This is a genomic window from Micromonospora sp. WMMC273, assembly GCF_027460285.1.
Taxonomy (GTDB): Bacteria; Actinomycetota; Actinomycetes; order Mycobacteriales; family Micromonosporaceae; genus Micromonospora; species Micromonospora aurantiaca.
Window position 1 is genome coordinate 1,927,995 of sequence record NZ_JAPZBE010000001.1, and the last position, 20,322, is coordinate 1,948,316.

At 72.9% G+C, this 20,322-nt stretch carries 20 protein-coding genes, 1 pseudogene and 1 riboswitch; of the genes and pseudogenes, 20 read left to right on the forward strand and 1 reads right to left on the reverse strand.

Annotated features, from left to right (window positions below; all coding sequences use genetic code 11):
- From O7611_RS09180 to O7611_RS09260, 17 genes and pseudogenes are all read left to right on the forward strand, one after another.
- Positions 1 to 957 carry a GGDEF domain-containing response regulator gene (locus tag O7611_RS09180; RefSeq protein WP_194802855.1) on the forward strand — a complete coding sequence of 319 codons (957 nt, stop codon included), beginning with the start codon at positions 1 to 3 and terminating at the stop codon, positions 955 to 957.
- A 74-nt stretch (positions 958 to 1,031) separates the two neighbouring features.
- A riboswitch (FMN riboswitch) is annotated at positions 1,032 to 1,204 on the forward strand.
- Positions 1,205 to 1,370: 166 nt separating this feature from the next.
- Positions 1,371 to 2,432, forward strand: coding sequence for a bifunctional diaminohydroxyphosphoribosylaminopyrimidine deaminase/5-amino-6-(5-phosphoribosylamino)uracil reductase RibD (gene ribD, locus O7611_RS09185; protein WP_269696566.1), 1,062 nt, complete (start codon positions 1,371 to 1,373; stop codon positions 2,430 to 2,432).
- Position 2,433: 1 nt separating this feature from the next.
- Positions 2,434 to 3,199 (forward strand): annotated as a pseudogene (locus tag O7611_RS09190) (riboflavin synthase).
- Complete coding sequence (gene pnuC, locus O7611_RS09195; protein WP_442929389.1) at positions 3,099 to 3,740, forward strand: nicotinamide riboside transporter PnuC; 642 nt, start codon at positions 3,099 to 3,101, stop codon at positions 3,738 to 3,740. The pseudogene O7611_RS09190 and the gene pnuC overlap by 101 nt, the downstream one beginning before the upstream one ends.
- Positions 3,737 to 5,002 (forward strand): bifunctional 3,4-dihydroxy-2-butanone-4-phosphate synthase/GTP cyclohydrolase II, encoded by a 1,266-nt coding sequence (locus O7611_RS09200; protein ID WP_194802851.1) that lies wholly within the window; start codon positions 3,737 to 3,739, stop codon positions 5,000 to 5,002. The genes pnuC and O7611_RS09200 overlap by 4 nt, the downstream gene beginning before the upstream one ends.
- Before the next feature lie 4 nt (positions 5,003 to 5,006).
- A complete protein-coding gene (gene ribH, locus O7611_RS09205) occupies positions 5,007 to 5,504 on the forward strand; it encodes a 6,7-dimethyl-8-ribityllumazine synthase (protein WP_091424378.1) in 498 nt (165 codons plus the stop codon).
- Between the two features lie 123 nt (positions 5,505 to 5,627).
- Positions 5,628 to 6,320: an alpha/beta fold hydrolase gene (locus O7611_RS09210; protein ID WP_269696567.1), complete on the forward strand. Its 693-nt coding sequence runs from the start codon at positions 5,628 to 5,630 to the stop codon at positions 6,318 to 6,320.
- A 64-nt stretch (positions 6,321 to 6,384) separates the two neighbouring features.
- On the forward strand, positions 6,385 to 6,648 hold the full coding sequence (locus O7611_RS09215; protein ID WP_013285536.1) for a phosphoribosyl-ATP diphosphatase: 264 nt from the start codon (positions 6,385 to 6,387) through the stop codon (positions 6,646 to 6,648).
- A 43-nt stretch (positions 6,649 to 6,691) separates the two neighbouring features.
- Complete coding sequence (gene hisG, locus O7611_RS09220) at positions 6,692 to 7,537, forward strand: ATP phosphoribosyltransferase (protein ID WP_194802850.1); 846 nt, start codon at positions 6,692 to 6,694, stop codon at positions 7,535 to 7,537.
- Positions 7,534 to 8,496, forward strand: coding sequence for a DMT family transporter (locus O7611_RS09225; protein ID WP_194802849.1), 963 nt, complete (start codon positions 7,534 to 7,536; stop codon positions 8,494 to 8,496). Before hisG ends, O7611_RS09225 begins: the two co-directional genes overlap by 4 nt.
- Positions 8,493 to 8,966, forward strand: a complete 474-nt coding sequence (locus O7611_RS09230) for a PH domain-containing protein (protein WP_194802848.1) — start codon at positions 8,493 to 8,495, stop codon at positions 8,964 to 8,966. The genes O7611_RS09225 and O7611_RS09230 overlap by 4 nt, the downstream gene beginning before the upstream one ends.
- Before the next feature lie 325 nt (positions 8,967 to 9,291).
- Positions 9,292 to 9,939, forward strand: a complete 648-nt coding sequence (gene infC, locus O7611_RS09235; RefSeq protein WP_043324929.1) for a translation initiation factor IF-3 — start codon at positions 9,292 to 9,294, stop codon at positions 9,937 to 9,939.
- A gap of 19 nt (positions 9,940 to 9,958) precedes the next feature.
- A complete protein-coding gene (gene rpmI / locus O7611_RS09240) occupies positions 9,959 to 10,153 on the forward strand; it encodes a 50S ribosomal protein L35 (protein ID WP_007075851.1) in 195 nt (64 codons plus the stop codon).
- 32 nt (positions 10,154 to 10,185) lie between these two features.
- Positions 10,186 to 10,578 (forward strand): 50S ribosomal protein L20, encoded by a 393-nt coding sequence (rplT, locus tag O7611_RS09245; RefSeq protein WP_043324928.1) that lies wholly within the window; start codon positions 10,186 to 10,188, stop codon positions 10,576 to 10,578.
- Positions 10,579 to 10,612: 34 nt separating this feature from the next.
- Positions 10,613 to 11,497, forward strand: coding sequence for a TrmH family RNA methyltransferase (locus tag O7611_RS09250; protein WP_194802847.1), 885 nt, complete (start codon positions 10,613 to 10,615; stop codon positions 11,495 to 11,497).
- A gap of 167 nt (positions 11,498 to 11,664) precedes the next feature.
- A complete protein-coding gene (gene pheS, locus O7611_RS09255; protein ID WP_013474913.1) occupies positions 11,665 to 12,726 on the forward strand; it encodes a phenylalanine--tRNA ligase subunit alpha in 1,062 nt (353 codons plus the stop codon).
- Between the two features lie 26 nt (positions 12,727 to 12,752).
- Positions 12,753 to 15,311 carry a phenylalanine--tRNA ligase subunit beta gene (locus O7611_RS09260; RefSeq protein ID WP_194802846.1) on the forward strand — a complete coding sequence of 853 codons (2,559 nt, stop codon included), beginning with the start codon at positions 12,753 to 12,755 and terminating at the stop codon, positions 15,309 to 15,311.
- A 70-nt stretch (positions 15,312 to 15,381) separates the two neighbouring features.
- Here the strand turns inward: O7611_RS09260 and O7611_RS09265 are convergent, their stop codons facing one another.
- Positions 15,382 to 16,266 carry a Crp/Fnr family transcriptional regulator gene (locus O7611_RS09265; RefSeq protein ID WP_269696568.1) on the reverse strand — a complete coding sequence of 295 codons (885 nt, stop codon included), beginning with the start codon at positions 16,264 to 16,266 and terminating at the stop codon, positions 15,382 to 15,384.
- A 196-nt stretch (positions 16,267 to 16,462) separates the two neighbouring features.
- Between O7611_RS09265 and O7611_RS09270 the strand changes: the two genes are divergently transcribed.
- Genes O7611_RS09270 through O7611_RS09280 form a run of 3 tightly spaced genes read left to right on the forward strand, consistent with a single transcriptional unit; the run spans position 16,463 to position 20,297 of the window.
- Positions 16,463 to 17,245 (forward strand): hypothetical protein, encoded by a 783-nt coding sequence (locus O7611_RS09270; RefSeq protein WP_269696569.1) that lies wholly within the window; start codon positions 16,463 to 16,465, stop codon positions 17,243 to 17,245.
- Positions 17,242 to 19,482, forward strand: a complete 2,241-nt coding sequence (locus O7611_RS09275; RefSeq protein ID WP_269696570.1) for a hypothetical protein — start codon at positions 17,242 to 17,244, stop codon at positions 19,480 to 19,482. Before O7611_RS09270 ends, O7611_RS09275 begins: the two co-directional genes overlap by 4 nt.
- Entirely contained in the window at positions 19,479 to 20,297 is an 819-nt protein-coding gene (locus O7611_RS09280; protein WP_269696571.1) for a hypothetical protein, read from the forward strand. The genes O7611_RS09275 and O7611_RS09280 overlap by 4 nt, the downstream gene beginning before the upstream one ends.
- Positions 20,298 to 20,322: the final 25 nt, after the last annotated feature.

The following is a 20,322-nucleotide window of genomic DNA, read 5'->3' on the forward strand; positions in this document are numbered from 1 at the left end:
ATGGACCCGGCCGGCGAGCGACCCGACGTGATCCTCGTCGTCGACGACGACGAGGACATCGCCCGCTTCGTCGAGTTCAACCTGCGCCTGCACGGCTTCGAGGTGCTGCACGCCGCCGACGGCCAGGAGGCGCTGGAGGTCATCGAGCGGCAGCGGCCCGACCTCGCAGTGGTCGACCTGATGATGCCGCGCATCGACGGGCTGGAACTGACCCGGCGGCTGCGCGCCGACCCGATGACCTCGGCCCTGCCGGTGATCATGCTGACCGCCAAGGGGATGACCCAGGACAAGGTCAACGGGCTCAGCGTCGGCGCGGACGACTACCTGGTCAAGCCGTTCGACACGCTGGAACTGGTGGCCCGGGTCAACTCCACGCTGCGCCGCAACAAGGAGTTCCGGGAGGTCTCGCCGCTGACCGGACTGCCCGGCAACAGCCGGATCCGGCGGGAGATCAGCGACCGGGTCCGCAACGGCGTCGACTACGCCGTCGGCTACATCGACATCGACCGGTTCAAGAGCGTCAACGACCGGTACGGCTTCGTGCGCGGCGACGAGTTCATCTCGGCGCTGGCCCGCAGCCTGCACCGCGCGGTGGTGTCGATCGGGATGCCGCCGGCGTTCCTCGGCCACGTCGGCGGCGACGACTTCGTCATCGTCTGCGCCCCCAGCCAGGTCCGGCCGCTGACCAGCCGGGCCGTCGTCGACTTCGAGAAGGCCGCGGACGCGCTGTACGACGCCACCGACCGGGAACGCGGCTTCGTCGAGCTGAAGGACCGGCGCGGCAACATCCGCCGCGCCGCGCTGGTGACGCTCTCCATCGGCGTGTCGCTGTCCGATTCCGGCAAGCGGTTCACCGACCCGCTGGAGGCGATCGCGGTGGCCTCGGAGATGAAGACGGTGGCCAAGAGCCAGCCAGGCTCGTACGTGGCGGTGGACCGCCGGCGCGGCGTCACCTGAGGCGGTCCTGTGAGGTAGCTCGCCTCTGTGGCGCACGCCCGGGCGGAACGTGTAAGACTTCCCGTATACCCACCACGCGCTGGCGGGGCTCGGTGAAATTCCGAACCGGCGGTGATCCACGGTCCGACCGTGGTAAGCCCGCGACCCGGACGGCTTCGGCCGGACGGTGGACCTGGTGAGAATCCGGGGCCGACGGTTGGGGTGCGGCTCGTCCGCCCCCAGAAAGTCCGGATGGGAGACAGCGCGCGGAACGGGGGAGGCCCCTGCCGGCCGCTGAGCACCCTCAGCCGCCGCGTGGGCTCCCCGGGGTCGGCGTCGCCGTCCCCGGGTTCCCGCCGCCGCGTGTCCGCGGCTTTCCTGCCGCTGTTCCCGAACCGCCCGCGCGCGACCGGCGAGCGGGAGGACAGGCGGCCATGGCGAGCGTCTCCGTCGACGAGGCGATGCGTCGTGCCATCGAACTGGCCGCGCGCGGCCTCGGCACCACCAGCCCCAACCCGGTGGTCGGCTGCGTGCTGCTCGACACCGAGGGCGAGGTCGTCGGCGAGGGCTTCCACGCGTACGCCGGTGGCCCGCACGCGGAGATCGTCGCGCTGGCCCAGGCCGGCACGCGCGCCCGCGGCGGCACCGCTGTGGTCACCCTGGAACCCTGCGACCACACCGGCCGCACCGGCCCCTGCAGCCACGCGCTCATCGCCGCCGGGGTGTCCCGCGTGGTGATCGCCGTGCCCGACCCCAACCCGGTCGCCTCCGGCGGCGCCGCCACGCTGCGCGCCGCCGGGGTCCAGGTCGCTCTCGGGGTACGCGCCCAGGAGGCCGAGGCCGGCAACGTGGCCTGGCTCACCTCGATGCGCCGCGGCTGGCCGTACGTGATCTGGAAGTACGCGGCCACGCTCGACGGGCGTTCCGCCGCCGCCGACGGCACCAGCATGTGGATCACCTCGGAGGCGGCCCGGGTCGACGTGCACGCGCTGCGCGGCACCGTCGACGCGGTGCTCGCCGGCGTGGGCACCGTGCTCACCGACGACCCCCGGCTGACCGCCCGCAACCTGCGCGACGGCACGCTCGCCATCCGGCAGCCGCTGCGGGTGGTGGTGGACAGCTCGGGGCGTACCCCGGCCGACGCCCGGGTCCGCGACGGCGCCGCCCGCACCTGGGTGGCCACCGCCGCGGAGGTCGGCGCCGGCCCGGACGGCCGGGTCGACCTGGCGGCGCTGCTGGCGGAGCTGCACCACCGTGGCGTGCGGGCCGCGCTGCTGGAGGGCGGGCCGACGCTGGCCGGCGCGTTCCTCGCCGCCGGCCTGATCGACAGGATCGTCGGGTACGTGGCGCCGAAGCTGCTCGGCGCCGGTCCGACCGCGCTGCTCGACGCCGGCGTGAGCACCATCGCCGACGCCATCGATCTGGAGATCACCGACGTTACGCGGGTCGGTCCCGACCTGCGGATCACCGCGCTGCCCCGGAAGAGGGAGGGCTGACATGTTCACCGGCATCGTCGAGGAACTGGGCGAGATCGTCCGGAGCACCGAGACCGGCGACGACTCCGCGCTGGTCGCCATCCGTGGCCCGCTCGTCACCTCGGACGCCCGGCACGGCGACTCCATCGCCGTCAACGGCGTCTGCCTCACCGTTGTCGACGTCGACGGCGGCGTGTTCACCGCCGACGTGATGGGCGAGACGCTGCGCCGTACCGCGCTCGGCGCGCTGCGCCCCGGCGACCCGGTCAACCTGGAACGGGCCGCCGTGCTGAACAGCCGCCTCGGCGGCCACCTGGTGCAGGGCCACGTCGACGGCGTCGGCGAGATCGTCGCCCGGGAGCCCGCAGCGCAGTGGGAGACGGTCCGGTTCCGGCTGCCCGACGGGCTGGCCCGGTACGTGGTGGAGAAGGGCTCGATCACCGTCGACGGCGTGTCCCTGACCGTCGCCGAGGCGGGCGACGACTGGTTCTCGGTCGGTCTGATCCCCACCACGCTGAAGCTCACGGTGCTCGGCACGAAGCAGGTCGGCGACCCGGTCAACCTGGAGGTCGACGTGCTGGCCAAGTACGTCGAGCGGCTGCTCGGCGACCGGAGCGTGGGGGGTGCCCGGTGATGGGCCCGCTCGGCTGGCTGCTCGACGCCCAGGTGCACGTGGCCGGCTCGCCGGTGCTGGTCCGGGAGATCGTCGGCAACGTCTTCGGGCTCGGCTCGGCGCTGCTCGGGCTGCGCCGCGTGGTCTGGGCCTGGCCGGTCGGCATGATCGGTAACGCGCTGCTGCTCACCGTGTTCCTCGGCGGCGTCTTCGTCACCCCGCAGGCGCACGACCTCTACGGCCAGGCCGGCCGGCAGGTCTTCTTCTTCGCCGTCAGCGTGTACGGCTGGTGGCGCTGGTCGCGCAACCGGCGCGCCGGTGGCGGGGACGAGCCGGCCGTGGTGCCGCGCTGGGCCACCTGGCCGGAGCGGCTCGGCCTGCTCGTCGCGGCCGTCGCCGGCACCGCCGCCGCGTACCCGGTGCTCGCCGCGCTCGGTTCGTGGGGGCCGCTGCCCGATGCCTGGATCCTGGTCGGCAGCCTGCTCGCCACGTACGGCATGGCCCGCGGCTGGGTCGAGTTCTGGCTGATCTGGATCGCCGTCGACGCGGTCGGCGTACCGCTGCTGCTGCGCGGCGGCTTCTACCCGTCGGCCGCCATGTACCTGGTCTACGGCGCGTTCTGCGCGGCCGGCCTGTACAGCTGGTGGCGCACCTCCCGGGCCGTCGCGACCGCGCCCGCCCCGATCCCGGCGACGTACTCGGAGGCCGTGGCATGAGCACGTTCGGTTCGATCGAGCAGGCGGTGGCGGACATCGCCGCCGGGCGTCCGGTGGTAGTGGTCGACGACGAGGACCGCGAGAACGAGGGCGACCTGATCTTCGCGGCCGAGCTGGCCACCCCGGAACTGGTCGCGTTCATGGTCCGCTACACCTCCGGCTACATCTGCGTGCCGCTGACCGAGGACGAGTGCGACCGGCTCGACCTGCCGCCGATGCACCACACGAACCAGGACCGGCGCGGCACCGCGTACACGGTGACGGTGGACGCCCGGGAGGGCGTCAGCACCGGCATCTCGGCCGCCGACCGGTCGCACACCATCCGGCTGCTCGCCGACGCCGCCACCGGCCCGACCGACCTGGCCCGGCCCGGCCACGTGGTGCCGCTGCGCGCCCGCGCCGGCGGGGTGCTGCGCCGCCCCGGGCACACCGAGGCGGCGGTGGACCTGACCCGGATGGCCGGGCTGCGCCCGGCCGGGGTGCTCTGCGAGCTGGTGAACGACGACGGCACCATGATGCGCCTGCCGGACCTGGAGAAGTTCTGCGCCGAGCACGGGCTCACGCTCGTCACCATCGCGGACCTGATCGCACACCGGCGGCGTACCGAGAAGCAGGTCGAGCTGGCCGCCGAGGCCCGGATGCCCACCCCGTACGGCGTGTTCAAGGCGCTCGGCTACCGCGCCGAGCACGACCCGGCCGAGCACGTCGCGCTGGTCATGGGCGACCTCGGCGACGGGCGGGACGTGCTGGTGCGGGTGCACTCCGAGTGCCTCACCGGCGACGTGTTCGGCTCGCTGCGCTGCGACTGCGGGCCGCAGTTGCAGGCGTCGCTGGCCCGGGTCGCCCAGGAGGGCCGAGGCGTGGTCCTCTACGTGCGCGGGCACGAGGGCCGGGGCATCGGCCTGCTGCACAAGCTGCAGGCGTACCAGCTCCAGGACCAGGGCCGCGACACCGTGGACGCGAACCTCGACCTCGGGCTGCCGGCCGACGCCCGCGACTACGGCACCGGCGCGCAGATCCTCTACGACCTGGGCGTCCGGTCGATGCGGCTGCTGACGAACAACCCGGCCAAGCGGGCCGGGCTGGAGGGGTACGGCCTCACCGTGACCGGCCGGGAGGGGCTGCCCGTGCGGTCCAACCCGGAGAACGTGCGCTACCTGCGCACCAAGCGGGACCGGATGGGGCACCTGCTGGACGGACTGGACGAGGTGACCGAGGCGCCGATGGGCCGCCCGGTCGCCGGTGACGAGATCGGAGCGTAGGGCGATGGCGGGTTTCGGTGAGCCGGGCGTGACCGCGGTGGACGCCGCCGGGATGACCGTCGGCGTGGTGGCCGCCCGGTGGCACGGCGACCTGACCGACCACATGACCGAGCGGGCCGTGGCCGCCGCGCAGGCCTGCGGGGCGCGGGCCGTGGTGGCCCGGGTGGCCGGTTCGGTGGAGCTGCCGGTGGTGGCCCAGGCGATGGCCCGCCGCTTCGACGTGGTGGTCGCGCTCGGCGTGGTGGTACGCGGCGCAACGGCGCACTTCGACTACGTCTGCCAGTCGGTCACCGAAGGGCTGACCCGGGTGGCGCTGGACGAGGGCAAGCCGGTGGCGCACGGTGTGCTCACGGTCGACACCATCGAGCAGGCCCGGGATCGGGCCGGGCTGCCCGGCTCGGCCGAGGACAAGGGCTGGTCGGCGACGGTCGCCGCGCTGGACGCCGCGCTTGCCGTCCGCGCGCTGGACGCCCAGTCCGCCCACCGGGTCGGCTTCGCCTGACCCACCGGCGTCCCGGAGCGCGCGCCCAGCCCGGCGATCATGAAGTTGACGGAGACAAAAAGGACAGCGATTGCCGCCAACTTCATGATCGGCGCGTGGCGGGGAGGACGGGGAGGCAGCGCGGTGACGGAGATCGGGTACGCGGACCTGCCGGGGCTGCGGATGGCGTACCGGATCTGGGGCCCCGCCGACGGCCGCCCGCTCGTGGCACTGCACGGCGGCACGGGATCGGGGGAGAGCTGGGCCGCCCTCGCGGCCGCGCTCCGCGCCACCACCCGCACGTACGCCCCCGACCTGCGCGGCTACGGGGCCACCGGGCCTGCCGACGCGTACTCGCTGGAACTGGTCCGCGACGACGTACGAGGACTGCTCGACGCGCTGGCGCTGACCCGGGTCACGGTGCTGGGCCACTCCTCCGGCGCGGTGGCCGCCCACCTGCTCGCCCGGGCGTCTCCGGACCGGGTGGCGGCGCTGGTGCTCGTCGAACCGCCGCCACCGGTGCCGCTCGGCCTGCGGCTGCCACCTCGGCCGGCCGGCCCGCTGCCCTATGACTGGGCCGCCCGCGAAGCGGTCGTCGCGGAACTCAACGCCCCGCCTCCCACGTGGTGGGAGGAGTTGACCGAGATCACTGCGCCCACCCTGGTGGTGGCCGGTGGTCCCGCCAGCCACCTGCCGCAGCACGAGCTGGCGCGGATGGCGGCCCGGATCCCCGCCGCCCGCCTGGTGACAGTCGAGGCCGGTCACGCGGTGCCGGCCGCGCGCCCCGCCGAGCTCGCCACCGTGGTGCGGGACTTCCTCGCCGCGCTGCCCGGGTGAGCCGGACGACGCGGGTGGACCCGGTGGGCGTGCTCACCCGGGGCGGCTGGAAGAATCGCCTTCCGTGAAGACGTTCGAGGAGTTGTTCGCCGAGCTGCAGGCCAAGGCCGCCGCCGGCACCCCGGGCTCGGGCACTGTCGAGGCGCTCGCCAAGGGCGTGCACTTCATCGGCAAGAAGGTCGTCGAGGAGGCGGCCGAGTCGTGGATGGCCGCCGAGCACGAGGGCCCGGAGCGGGCCGCCGAGGAGATCTCCCAGCTGCTCTACCAGGCGCAGGTGCTGATGCTCGCCACCGGCCTGGAGCTGAAGGACGTCTACCGACATCTCTGAGTGCCCGTCCGCTGATCATCCGATCGAACGAAGGAGCACTCCCATGCTGCGTGTCGCAGTACCCAACAAGGGCGCCCTGGCCGAGTCGGCCGCCGGGATGCTGCGCGAGGCGGGCTACCGCCAGCGCACCGACCCGAAGGACCTGGTCTGCCGGGACGAGGCCAACGACATCGAGTTCTTCTACCTGCGTCCCAAGGACATCGCCACCTACGTCGGCTCCGGCGACCTGGACGTCGGCATCACCGGCCGTGACCTGCTGATCGACTCCGGCGCGCCGGCCGAGGAGATCGTCGACCTCGACTTCGGGCGGGCCACCTTCCGGTTCGCCGCCCGGCCCGACGACGTGGCGTCGGTCCAGCAGCTCGGCGGGCACCGCATCGCCACCGCGTACCCGGGTCTGGTCGAGCGGCACCTGGCCGAGCTGGGCGTCAAGGCCGACGTGATCCGCCTGGACGGCGCGGTGGAGAACGCCATCCGCCTCGGCGTGGCCGACGTGGTCGCCGACGTGGTGGAGACCGGCGCGACGCTGCGTCAGGCCGGCCTGGTGGTGTTCGGCGAGCCGCTGCTGCGCTCCTCGGCGGTGCTGGTCCGCCGCGCGGGTGCGCCCGGTGGCCCTCAGCAGGAGCAGTTGCAGCGTCGGCTGCACGGCGTCCTGGTCGCCCGCCGGTACGTGATGCTCGCCTACGACGTGCCGGCCGGCCTGCTGGACCGGGCCAGCTCGCTGACCCCCGGCATCGAGTCGCCCACGGTCTCGCCGCTGCACCGGGAGGGCTGGGTCGCGGTGCAGGCGATGGTGCTCCGCGACGACGTGCACCGGATCATGGACGAGCTGTACGAGCTGGGCGCCCGCGCGATCCTCGTCACCAACATCCACGCCTGCCGGCTGTGAGGCCGCTGCCGCTCCCGGCCGCGCTCGCGGTGGTCGTCCTGGGTGGCGTGGCTTCGGCCGCGCAGGGCGCGGTCAACGCCGAGATGGGGGAGCGGACCGGTGCCCCGGTCCTCGGCGCGGTCGTCAACAACCTCGGCGGCTGCCTGCTGGTGCTGGCCGGGATCGTGACCCTGCCGTCGATGCGCGCCGGGCTGGCCGGGCTGCGCCGCTCCGGGCTGCCGTGGTGGGCGTACCTGGGCGGGGTCGGCGGCGCGGTGATCGTGCTGGTCGCCCCGGTGGTGGTGCCGGTGCTCGGGGTGGCGGTGTTCACGATCGCCCAGGTGGCCGGTGGCAGCCTCGGCGGCCTCGCGGTGGACCGGGCCGGGCTGGCCGCGACCGGGCGGATGCCGCTCACAGTGCCCCGGGTCGGCGGCGCGGTGCTCGGCGTCGGCGCTGTCGCGCTCGCGCAGCTCGGCCGCCCGGTCGGTGACCTGGCGGTCGGGCTGGTGCTGCTCTGCGTCCTGGGCGGGCTGGCGGTGGCCGGGCAGTCCGCGCTCAACGGGCGGGTCGCCGCCTCGGTCGGCCCGGCGGCCGGGCTCGCCGTGAACTTCGCGGTCAGCACCGTGGTGATCGGTGCGGTCGCGGCGCTGACCGGCGCGCTCGCGAGTCAGCCCCGCTGGCCCGGCCAGTGGTGGCTCTACCTCGGCGGCGTCCTCGGCGTCGGCATCGTGCTCTCGCTGCTGGTCGGGGTACGCGCCGCCGGCGTGCTGCGGACCGGCCTGGCGCTGGTGGCCGGGCAGCTCGGCGGCGCGCTGCTGCTCGACCTGGTCCTGCCCGGCGGCCCCGGTGTCCGGCTGCCGGTGCTGGCCGGCGCCCTGCTCACGCTGCTCGCCGTGGTGGTCACCGGGCTGCGCCGGCGCGGCCCGGACCGTGTGGCGGCCGAAGGCGCGCGTGAACCGGATGGCAGACTGGTCGGGTGAGCGATTCCGTGGTGACCGTGCGACCCCGCCGCGTCCGGGTCGTCTGCTGGGTGTCGGCCGTCACGCTGATCGTGGTGTTCAGCCTCGTCGCGACGTCGCTGACCGGCGCCACCGGCAACGGCTACGGCACGTTCCAGCGTGGCGACCAGTTCGCCATGATCGGCCTGGGTGTCTTCGGCGCGCTCGGCTTCCTGCTGTTCACCCGCCCCCGCGTGATCGCCGACGCCAAGGGCGTCCGGGTGCGCAACGTGTTCAGCTCGTACGAGCTGCCGTGGGAGGTCGTCCGCGGTGTCCGGTTCGACCGGGGCGCACCGTGGGCCAGCCTGGAGCTGCACGACGACGACCTGCTGCCGATGGTCGCGTTGCAGGCCGCCGACAAGGAGAGCGCGGTCGAGGCGGTCCGCGCGCTGCGCCGCCTGCACCAGGCGCACCTGGCGGCGCTGTCCGCCGGGCAGTCGGCACCCCGCTGACCAGCGAGCCCGGTTTGGGCGGGCCTGGGCCGAGGGTGTAGTGTTGCGGAGTCGACCAGACTGCCCCCGTCCCTGACGCGCGGGCGGTCGAGAAGCGGAGCGCCCGCTCCCACCCGAGTCGCCGCCACGGTGGCCGGGTCCGGTCCCCGGTTTCGGGCACGTCCCGACGCCGGATGCGCGATCCTGTGATCGTGCCGACCGGTCGAGTGGGCCCTGGCATACGCCGGGGCCTTCTGCTTTCCGGGTCGGCTCCCACCCGGGAGCCCACGGAGTCGGCACCGTAGGAGACTCGACTCGAGGAGGCCCCATCAGCGTCGAACCACGCGTGAACGAGCAGATCCGGGCACGTGAGGTCCGACTGGTCGGCCCTGAGGGTGAGCAGGTGGGCATCGTCCCGCTTGAGCGCGCCCTGCAGCTGGCCGCGGACGTCGACCTGGACCTGGTCGAGGTTGCGCCGATGGCGCGCCCGCCGGTGTGCAAGCTCATGGACTTCGGCAAGTTCAAGTACGAGAGCGCACTGAAGGCGCGCGAAGCGCGGCGTAACCAGCAGCAGACCGTCATCAAGGAGATGAAGCTCCGGCCGAAGATCGACCCGCACGACTACGAGACCAAGAAGGGTCACGTGGTGCGGTTCCTCAAGGCCGGCGACAAGGTCAAGGTGACGATCATGTTCCGCGGTCGCGAGCAGAGCCGCCCGGAGCTGGGTTACCGGCTCCTGCGCCGGCTCGAGTCCGAGATCACGGACCTGGGATACGTCGAGGCCGCGCCGAAGCAGGACGGCCGAAACATGATCATGGTTCTCGCTCCGCACCGGGCCGTCAAGGCCTCCGCGGTCGCCGCCACGGCGTCCCGCGGTGGACCGCGCGACCGGGCGGCGGAGGAACCGGCCGCTCCGGCCGGCGAGACCCCGGCGGCCGGCGACACCGCAGCAGCCGGCGAGACCGGCACGACCGCTGAGACCAGCGGCCAGTAACAGGGGAGAAGACGTTCCAATGCCGAAGATGAAGAGCCACACGGGTATGGGCAAGCGGGTCAAGGTGACCGGCAAGGGCAAGATCGTTGCCCAGCAGGCCGGCCTTCGCCACAACCTGGAGAAGAAGCCCAGCACCCAGACCCGTCGGCTGACCGGCACCGTCGAGCTGGCCAAGGCCGACACCAAGCGCATCAAGAAGCTGCTCGGCCGCTGACGCGAGCCACCTGAACCGAAGAAGGAGTTGAGATGGCACGCGTCAAGCGGGCTGTGAACGCCCAGAAGAAGCGTCGTACCCTGCTGGAGACCGCGAGCGGTTACCGCGGTCAGCGCTCCCGGCTGTACCGCAAGGCCAAGGAGCAGGTGCTGCACTCGATGCAGTACTCCTACCGGGACCGTCGCGACCGCAAGGGCGACTTCCGGCAGCTCTGGATCCAGCGGATCAACGCCGGCGCCCGGGCCAACGGCCTGACCTACAACCGCCTGATCCAGGGCCTGCGCCTGGCCGGCATCGAGGTCGACCGGAAGATCCTGGCCGACATGGCCGTCAACGACGCCGCCTCGTTCGCGGCGATCGTCGAGCTGGCTCGCGCCGCCGTGGCGGCCGAGGGCACCGGTGGCGCCGCGGCTCAGGCCGCCTGACCCACCCCGTACGGCACAGATCGAGGCGTCTCCCATGCAGTCACGTTCGCAGGGGAGGCGCCTCGACGCCGTTCCCGGACCGTTCACCCCGCGTACCCCCAGGGTCGTGGCGGCCCGCCGGCTGCAGCGCCGGCGCGACCGCGACCAGGCCGGCCGGTTCCTGGCCGAGGGACCGCAGGCGGTCCGGGAGGCGCTCGCCCGCACCGGCACCGTGGTCGAGCTGTTCGGCACCCCGGCGGCGCTCGACAGGTACGCCGACCTCGCGGCCGCGGCCGCCCGGGCCGACGTGCCCGTCTCCGAGGTGACCGACGACGCCTTGGCCGCGCTGGCCGAGACCGTCGCGCCGCAGGGCCTGGTGGCGGTGTGCCGGCACCTCGACGTACCCCTGGAACAGGCAGTGGCGCGCGCGCCGCGACTGGTAGCGGTGCTCGCCGGCATCCGCGACCCGGGCAACGCCGGCACCGTGCTGCGCACCGCCGACGCGGCGGGCGCGGGTGCTGTGGTCTTCGCGGGCGAGGCGGTCGACCCCTACAACGGCAAGTGCGTGCGGGCCTCCGCCGGCAGCCTCTTCCACGTCGACGTGGTGCGCGCCGCCGACCCGCTCGCCGCCGTCGAGGCGCTGCGTGCCGGCGGCCTCACGATCTTCGCCACCACCGGGTACGGCGACAGCGACCTCGACGACCTCGCCGACTCGGGACGGCTGGCCGCCCCCACCGCGTGGCTGTTCGGCTCGGAGGCGCACGGCCTGCCCGAGGAGCTGACCGGCGCCGCCGACGCCCGGGTCCGGGTGCCGCTGCACGGGCGCGCGGAGAGCCTGAACCTGGCTGCGGCCGCCGCAGTCTGCCTGTATTCTTCCGCCAGAGCACTGCGTGTCCCCCGGGGCACGCGAGAGACAGCAGGGGAGTCCGCCTCGTCATGAACGCGCCACGGCGTTCGTTTAGCCAGCCCGCCGGTGTCGGCGGGCGGCGGGCCTGACCTTCCCCCTGCACGACTCCCCACCGGCGGGCTGCGGCGAAGCCGCGCGTCCGTAGACTCGCCTAGCCACCCGCGAGGGTCGGCGCCGCCGTGAGGGAGTGCCCGTTCACCATGAGCTACCGCAACGATCCGTACGACCCGAAGCAGGTCGCCCTGCTCGACCCGGACGCCCTGGCCGGAGCAGTGGCCGACGCCGAGAAGGCGTTCGCCGAGGCCGCCGACCCGGACGCGCTCACCGCGCTGCGCCCCGCGCACCTCGGTGACCGGTCCCCGGTGTCGCTGGCGCGCCGGGAGATCGGCGCGCTGCCGCCGGCCGCGAAGGCCGACGCCGGCAAGCGGGTCAACGAGGCCCGCCGGGCGATCGAGTCCGCGTACGCCGCCCGGCAGGAGATCCTGGACCGGGAACGGGCCGCGCGGGTGCTGGTCGAGGAGCGGGTCGACGTGACCCTGCCGTACGACCGCCGGCCGCGCGGCGCCCGCCACCCGCTGAGCGTGCTGATGGAGCAGATCAGCGACCTGTTCATCGGCATGGGCTACGAGGTGGCCGAGGGCCCCGAGGTCGAGCTGGAGTGGACCAACTTCGACGCGCTGAACATCCCGGCCGACCACCCGGCGCGCGGCCTGATGGACACGTTCCACATCGCACCCGAAGGCTCGGGCCTCGTTCTGCGCACGCACACGTCGCCGGTGCAGGCGCGCACCATGCTCAGCCGCAAGCCGCCGATCTACGTGGTGGTGCCCGGCCGGGTCTACCGCACCGACGAGCTGGACGCCACCCACGCGCCGGTGTTCCACCAGGTCGAGGGCCTGGTAGTGGACAAGGGCATCACCATGGCGCACCTGCGCGGCACGCTCGACCACTTCGCCCGGGCCATGTTCGGCGAGGGTGCGAAGACGCGCTGGCGGCCGCACTACTTCCCGTTCACCGAGCCGTCGGCGGAGTTCGACGTGTGGTTCCCGGAGCACCGGGACGGTCCGCAGTGGGTCGAGTGGGGCGGCTGCGGCATGGTCAACCCGCGGGTGTTGCGCGCCTGCGGCATCGACCCGGAGGTCTACTCCGGATTCGCGTTCGGCATGGGCATCGACCGGACCGTGATGGTCCGGCACGGCGTCAGTGACATGCGGGACATGGCCGAGGGCGACGTGCGGTTCACCCGCGCGTTCGGCGCCTGAGCTACGGGAACGGTGGTTTAACAGTCATGCGAGTCTCTGTCAGTTGGCTGCGGGAGTACGTGGACCTGCCGGCCGACCTGCCCACCGGCGACCTGGAGCAGGCGCTGGTCGACCTCGGCATCGAGGTCGAGTCCGTGGTGGACCTGCGCGAGTCGGTCACCGGCCCGCTCGTCGTCGGCGAGGTCCTGGAGATCGAGGAGCTGACCGGCTTCAAGAAGCCGATCCGCTTCTGCCGGGTCGACGTCGGCGCCGCGAACGGCACCGGTGAGCCGCAGGAGATCGTCTGCGGGGCGCGCAACTTCGCCGTGGGCGACAAGGTCGTGGTGATCCTCCCCGGCGGTGTGCTGCCCGGCGGGTTCGCGATCGGCGCGCGCAAGACGTACGGGCGCAACTCCCACGGCATGATCTGCTCGGCGCAGGAGCTGGGGCTCGGCGACGACCACGCGGGCATCGTCGTGTTGCCCGAGGACGTCAAGGCCCAGCCCGGCGACGACGCCCGGCCCGTCGTCGGCCTGGACGACGTCGTGGTCGAGATGGAGATCACCCCGGACCGCGGGTACGCGCTGAGCGTGCGCGGCATCGCCCGAGAGCTGTCGCACGCGCTCGGCGTGCCGTTCCGCGACCCGGCCGACGCGCCCGCGCCCGGCGCGACCGCCGAGCCCGCGTACCCGGTGGAGGTCCGCGACACTGTCGGCTGCGACCGGTTCGCGGCGCGGATGGTGCGCGGCGTCGACCCGACAGTCGAGACGCCCGGCTGGATGCGGCAGCGGCTCACGGTGGCCGGGGTGCGCAGCATCTCGCTCGCCGTCGACATCACCAACTACCTGATGCTCGAACTCGGCCAGCCGATGCACGCCTTCGACGCGGACCGGATCGCCGGCACGCTCGTGGTGCGCCGTGCCGAGGCGGGGGAGAAGCTGACCACGCTGGACGGGGTCAACCGCACGCTGTCCGCCGAGGACCTGGTCATCTGCGACGACTCGGGTCCGATCTCGCTGGCGGCGGTGATGGGCGGCGAGACCAGCGAGGTGCTCGCCTCCACCACGAACGTGCTGTTCGAGGCGGCGCACTGGGATCCGGCCACCGTCGGCCGTACCGCACGGCGGCACAAGCTGTTCAGCGAGGCGGCGAAGCGGTGGGAGCGGGGCGTCGACCCGGCGCTGCCGCTGGTCGCGCTGGAGAAGGCGGTCCGGCTGCTCACCGACCTCGCCGGCGGCACCGCAGGCGAAGAGGTGCTCGACATCGACCACGTCGCGCCGCGTACGCCCGTGACGCTGCCGGTGGACCTGCCGTCGCGCCGCGTCGGCGTGACGTACTCGCCGGACCGGGTGGTGGAGCTGCTGGAGCAGGTCGGTTGCACCGTCACCCGCGGCACCGACCGGCTCGCCGAGGACCCGGGCACGGTGGGCACGGCCGCCGGTGCCGGCTCGGGTGCCGGTGAGGTGCTGACCGTGACGCCGCCGAGCTGGCGGCCCGACCTGACCGACCCGGCCGACCTGGTGGAGGAGGTGGTACGCCTCGACGGCTACGACCGTGTGCCGTCGGTGCTGCCCACCGCGCCGCCCGGCCGGGGCCTGACCTGGCAGCAGCAGCGCCGCCGGGCCGTCGCCCGCTCGCTCGCCGAACGCGGCTACGTCGAGGTGCTGGCGCAGCCGTTCGTCGCGCCGGAGCTGGTCGACCAGCTCGGCCTGCCCGCCGACGACCCACGCCGCCCCGCGGTACGGCTGGCGAACCCGCTGTCGGAGGAGGAGCCGCTGCTGCGCACCACGCTGCTCGGCCCGCTGCTCGGCATCGTCAAGCGTAACGTCGGCCGGGGCCAGCGGGACGTGGCGATCTACGAGATCGGCACGGTCTTCCACCCGCGCCCCGGCGCCGGTGCTCCGCCCGCGATGGGCGTGGACCGACGGCCCACCGACGAGGAGTTCGCCGCCGCCGACGCGGTGGTGCCCGCCCAGCCGCGGCACGTCGCGGTGGCGCTCACCGGCGAGATCGAACCGGCCGGCTGGTGGGGTGCGGGCCGCACGGCCGGCTGGGCGGACGCGGTCGAGGCGGGCCGGGCGGTGCTCGACGCCGCCGGCATCCCCGCCGACCGGGTGACGGTACGGGCCGGCGAGCGGGCGCCCTGGCACCCGGGCCGCTGCGCCGAACTGGTGGTGGACGACGTGGTCGTCGGCCACGCCGGTGAGCTGCACCCGGCCGTGCTGGCCGCGCTGGAGCTGCCCCGGCGTACCAGCGCAATGGAACTGGACCTGGACGCGCTGCCCGCCGCGCCGCTGGCGGCCGGCCCGACCATCTCCACGTTCCCGCCGGCCCTGATCGACGTGGCGTTGGTGGTGGACGAGTCGGTGCCGGCCGCCGAGGTGCGGGCGGCACTGGTCGAGGGCGCGGGCCCGCTGCTGGAGGACGTGCGCCTGTTCGACGTCTACACCTCCGAGCAACTCGGCGAGGGACGCAAGTCGCTGGCGTACAAGCTGACGTTCCGCGCCCCGGACCGGACCCTCGCGGGCGAGGAGGCGGTGGCGGCGCGCGACGCGGCCGTCGCGGTCGCCGCCGAGCGCTTCGGCGCCACCCTGCGCGGCGCCTGAAAGGAGGGGCCCCCTCTTGACGCCTCCGGTAGAGGAGGGGGCCCCGTTTAACAGCCGTCGACCGTACGGCTTACTCGTCGTCGGAAGGCAACTCGCCGAGACCTCGCAGGCCTGGCAGATCCCGGACCGTTATCCGCCGGTAGTCCGTGTCCACGAGCCGCTCAGCGCGTAGCTCGCGCAGGGCCTTCTGAATCGATGTCTCCGCCGCACCACAGATCGTGGCGAGTTCCGGCTGGGTCAGACGGACGTCGATGACCACACCTTCCGGACTCCGCCTACCGTGCGTCCGGCACAGCTCCGCGATCACCCGGGCCACGCGGATCTTTACGTGGTACGAGGTGAAGTCGATGCGGCGCCGGTTGGACCAGCGCAGCCGATCCGCCACCATCGCCGCGAGTTCGAGCGCGGATTCGGGGTGCTCCTTGAGGAATCGGGTGAACCGGTCTCTGGGAATGACGCTGTACCGCGTGGGGCCGCAGGTGGTGATTGTGGCCGAGCGGGGTTGATCGTTCAGGGCGGACATCTCACCGACCAGGTCACCACCGACGCGCAGCGAGAGCAACGCCGACCTACCGTCGGGGAGACTCGCTGTCACCTTGGTCAACCCCTCCTCCAGGAGCACCAGGTGCGATTCCCGGACGCCCTCGTGGATCAGGATCTGACCGGCGGGTACCTGACGTCGGACACCGAGACCCAGGACGATCTCCCGATCTGCCGGGCGCAGCCGCCGGAGGAAGGTCCCGTACGGCCACTCGGCCTGGGGCGGTGCCCCTCGACGCATCGACAACCCCATTCTCGCCAGCCAGCGAAGACCGTCGAAGCGTAGCCGAAGCTGAGCGGAGCGCGACGCGCGGCGCAACAGTGCGGCGGCCCCGACGTAGATCGCCACCACGGACAGCACTGCCGCCGGGTGCCAGCCCGCGTCGAGAAGCAACTCGCTGAGGACGTCGATCATGCGTCCAGTCCATCGCGGCTCCGCCTGCCGAATCCCGGACGAAGACGGGAAGACCGGTTCCGGACAGGCACGGCGGATGCCGTACTTCTACGGGGTGCGGCTCGGGCGAGCCGGATTCGATGTCCCTTGTGATCCCGCCGGTTCCGGCGGGTGAGTGACGAAGGGGCGACACCGGATGCACCATCCCGAGCGACGAATGTTGATCAGCGTGGACATGGAGCGGTACAGCCGCCGCAGCAATGTCCAGCAGTACGAGGCGCAGCAGGAGTTCCGGCGCCTCCTGCATGAGGCCGCCGCGCTGGTCGGACTGGACCGGACGCAGTGGCATACCCAGCAGGCCGGTGACGGGGAATTGGCGATTCTCCCGCGGGACGCCCACGAGGCGCTCATCATCGGCCGATTCGTCCCCGAGCTCAACCGACGGCTGCGTGCGTACAACGTCAGCCGGGTGCCGGCGGCGCGGATCCGCTTGCGGGTGGCCGTCCATCAGGGCCTCGTACACCTGGACGGCGCGAACGGCTTCCCGGGTTCGGCAGTCGTCCTCGTCTGCCGGCTCTGCGACTCCGATCCGCTGAAGCGGGCTCTTGCCGCCTTCCCGGACGCTGGAGTCGCGCTCGTCGTCTCCGACGACATCTACCGGAACGTCGTCCAGGAGTACCCCGAGGAGATGCGGCCCGAGCGGTTTCGCAAGGTTCAGGTGAGCCACCCGGACAAGGGCTTCGAGGAGACCGCCTGGCTCTACGTGGTCGACGAGGACATGTCGTCGTTGCCGGTCGGTGAACCGCGAACGGTAGACCCGGCAGGCGGCGTCGAGTCCGACTCCATCGGCCGTTCGGTCGAACCGCCGCATTCCGGCGACGCCGGCATCCGGATCGGCAGCCTCCAGGTCCACGGGCAGAGCGCTGTCGGCCCGAACGCGACGGCGATCGGATCGGTCGGCCGCGACGCGATCATCGACCGGGACGGGACCGAACGATGATCGCCCACGTGCCCCCGCCGGAGACCGACGGCGTCCCGGTGCCGGTCCCGCCGGTCCACCCGGATGACGGCGGAGAGGCTGCACGCGCCACGGTCGACGGGGCCGCCCCCGGCGCCGATCCGTCGGATGCGGATGAGCAAGGCCTCGCGGAGGAGACGGAGGACGATCCGTCTCTCGACCCGCGCGAGATCATCGGCCGGCTCTCCGCGCTGCTCGGCGCACCGGCGGGGATCGAGGTCGGGGATGTACACGTTCAGGGCCAGAACGCGACCGGGACCGGAGCCACCGCCATCGGCGCGATGCACGTCACCATGGCCGGCGTCGGGGACGGCCGGAGCTGGTCGGAGACGTTGAGTGGAGCCACAGTCCGACAGTCCGCGGACGGGTACGCGCCGGCGTCGAGCGATCAGTACCTCGACCGGCGGCTCAAGCGCCGAGGGCTGCTGTGTCTCTCCGGACCGGAAGGTACGGGCCGCTACACGGCCGCATGTCTGGCCTCCGCCAGACGGCACGGCTACGACCGGGTGGGCCTGATCAACGTGGAGAGCCTCGGAGATCTGATCCGGACCGCCGGCATCCTCCGAGCCGGGCACGGTTACGTCCTGCCCTTGGGCGACGCGGCGATCCGGGACCTGGACGGTATGACCCTGGTCGGCGCGGCAGCTCGGGCCGAGGCGGTGGGCTGCACGGTGGTGCTCGTCGGTGATTTCCAGTCGCGGGGCCGGGAGTTCACCGACCAGATCGTCGAGCATCGGCCTCCCGGCGCTGCGGATGTCTTCCGGGCCCAACTACGGCGGCATCTGCGCGGCCGGTGCGTCGGGCGATGTGGCAACGAGTGCGTCGGAGCGTGCGTCGATCGCTATGTCGAGGACGAAGCCGTCGGGCACCCGCTGATGATCGCCTACCTGCGCGGCGATCCGCGCCCGGGCGAGGTGGTCCGCTTGGTGGAGTCCATCGCCCGGAACCCCGTGAACGGTGTGGATCTGACGCAGCGGTTGGAACGCCTGCTGCCAGGGCAGGTGCGGGAGCGGGCGGCGCGCATTCTCGACTGCTCCGACGGGCAGCACCCGTCGGAGTTCTGGGCTGCCGGCGACCGTCGTGCGTTCCGCCTGTCCTGTGCGGTACTCGCCGGCCAGCCGGTATCGGAGGTCCACCACGCCGCACGACTGTTGACCGGGCCTTCGGCGGATGACCTGCCGCCAGCGGTCATGCCTGGCCGCGGGTCCGCGCTTGACGAGTTGATGGGGCCCGAACTTCGTCAGGCGGTGCGGGTGGTCGACGACGATCGAGTGCCGGGCGGGCGACGAGTGGAGTTCATCCCGGCCAACGACGCGCTTCGTTCCAGCCTCCTGGAGGTCGCCTGGCAGGACTGGTGGCACCCGGAGCGGCTTCTGCGGTGGTGGGTTGATCTCGCCCGCAGCGATGTGCCCGGCGTCCGGCAGGCCGCAGCGGGCGCCATCGGCTGGTCGGCAAGTCTCGCGGTGCGCTCCGCGTTGCAGGCCGTGGACGAGTTGGCACGGGAACGACGCGCCGGTGTGCGTCAGACGGCGGCCATCGCTCTGGTCGCGATGGCCATGCAGCCCTCGCTGCGTCATCGGCTTCGCGCCGAGTTGGACCGCTGGGCCGACAGTGGCACGGCGCATCGCCGGGACACCGTGGCCCGGGCCTACGCTCTCGGCCTCGCTCGTCTCTGGCCCGAGAGCGCGCTGCTCCACCTGCGTCAGGTGGCGGAGGCACGGATGCAGCGCTGGCACAACTCCGTGGTCCGGGGCCTCGTGGAGGTGTACGACGCAGGGCACACGGCGGAGGTGACGGCCACGCTGGCGGAGTGGGCCGTCTCGGCCCACCCGGAGGTGCGCCTGCACGCCGGCCGGGCGCTGCGGATCCTGGCCGACCGGTGGTCACCCGTGCCGCGGGAACACTGGCCCGAACTGCTCGACCTGACACGGCGCGGCACCGTCCAACTACAGGATCTGGCCACCTGCTGGGCCGCCGCGCTCGCCATCCCAGGAACCGCGTTTCGCGCCTGGCGAACGCTCGGTTTCTGGCTCAGCCGCGCGGACGGACAGCCTGAGGTGGCGATGTACTGCGGACAGCTGCTCACGGCGGTGGTGGCCGGCCGAGAGCCCCTCCGGCGTCGCTTGGATCACCAGATTCAGCACGTCTGGCAGCCCCTGATGCCCGGCAACTCCCTACTCGACGACGTACGACGACTCACGAACGAGGAACAGAGATGACCACCCCTCCCGCAGCGCCTTCGAGCACCCCTTCCTCCGCTCCGGATCAGCCGGCACGCCGCTGGTGGCACACCGTCTTCCCGCCCGCCCCGTCGACCATCGCTTCCCCCACCCCGGCTGCTCCCGTCGCCGTGTCGTTTCGCCAGGAGGCCCCGCAGCCCCTCCTGGTGCCGGCGAAAGGTGACGCCTTTGACTTCCGCCTGTACGCCGTCTACGTCTGGACGGCGCACCGGATGACGTTCGAGGAACTGCGGTTCCGGGCCGAGGGCTACCTGACGTGGGCGTGCGGCATTCTCCGGGAACAAGCGGTCGAGTTGGCCCGGCGGCATGAGCCGCACCGCTCCCACGAGCTGGAGCAGGCTCTGAACGCGCATCTGTCCGGCCAGCGCTGGCCCCGGCAGGGGACAGCCCCCTCCTTCACCGCCCAGGTCCGTGTCAGCCCCGACGAGCGGGTCCGCGAGCGGCTGCGGCCGTACTGGGAGGACCGGATCAAGTTGGAGTGCGACCACGAGCTGCAGAAGGTCAGGGCCCGCCAGGCCGATGACCTGACCCGACGGTGGTGCGCGGTGCTCCAGAATCTCGAAGGCGACCCGGTGACGATGCATGCCGCCCGGCTGACCGGGGAGCAGTTCGCCGAGGTGTTCCGTCGGTACGTGGCAGAGCGCCGGGAAACCGTGCCGGAGTTGGTGGAACTGCTCCGGGAGGCGGTCCGGGGTCACAACGACTTGAACATGGGCCCGTCGGAGTACACCCAGGCCTGGGATGCGGCCCTCCGCACCTATGAACGTCAGCACGGGCTCGTCGAGCGAGGTTGATCCTGGCCGGGCGGCCCTTCCGACC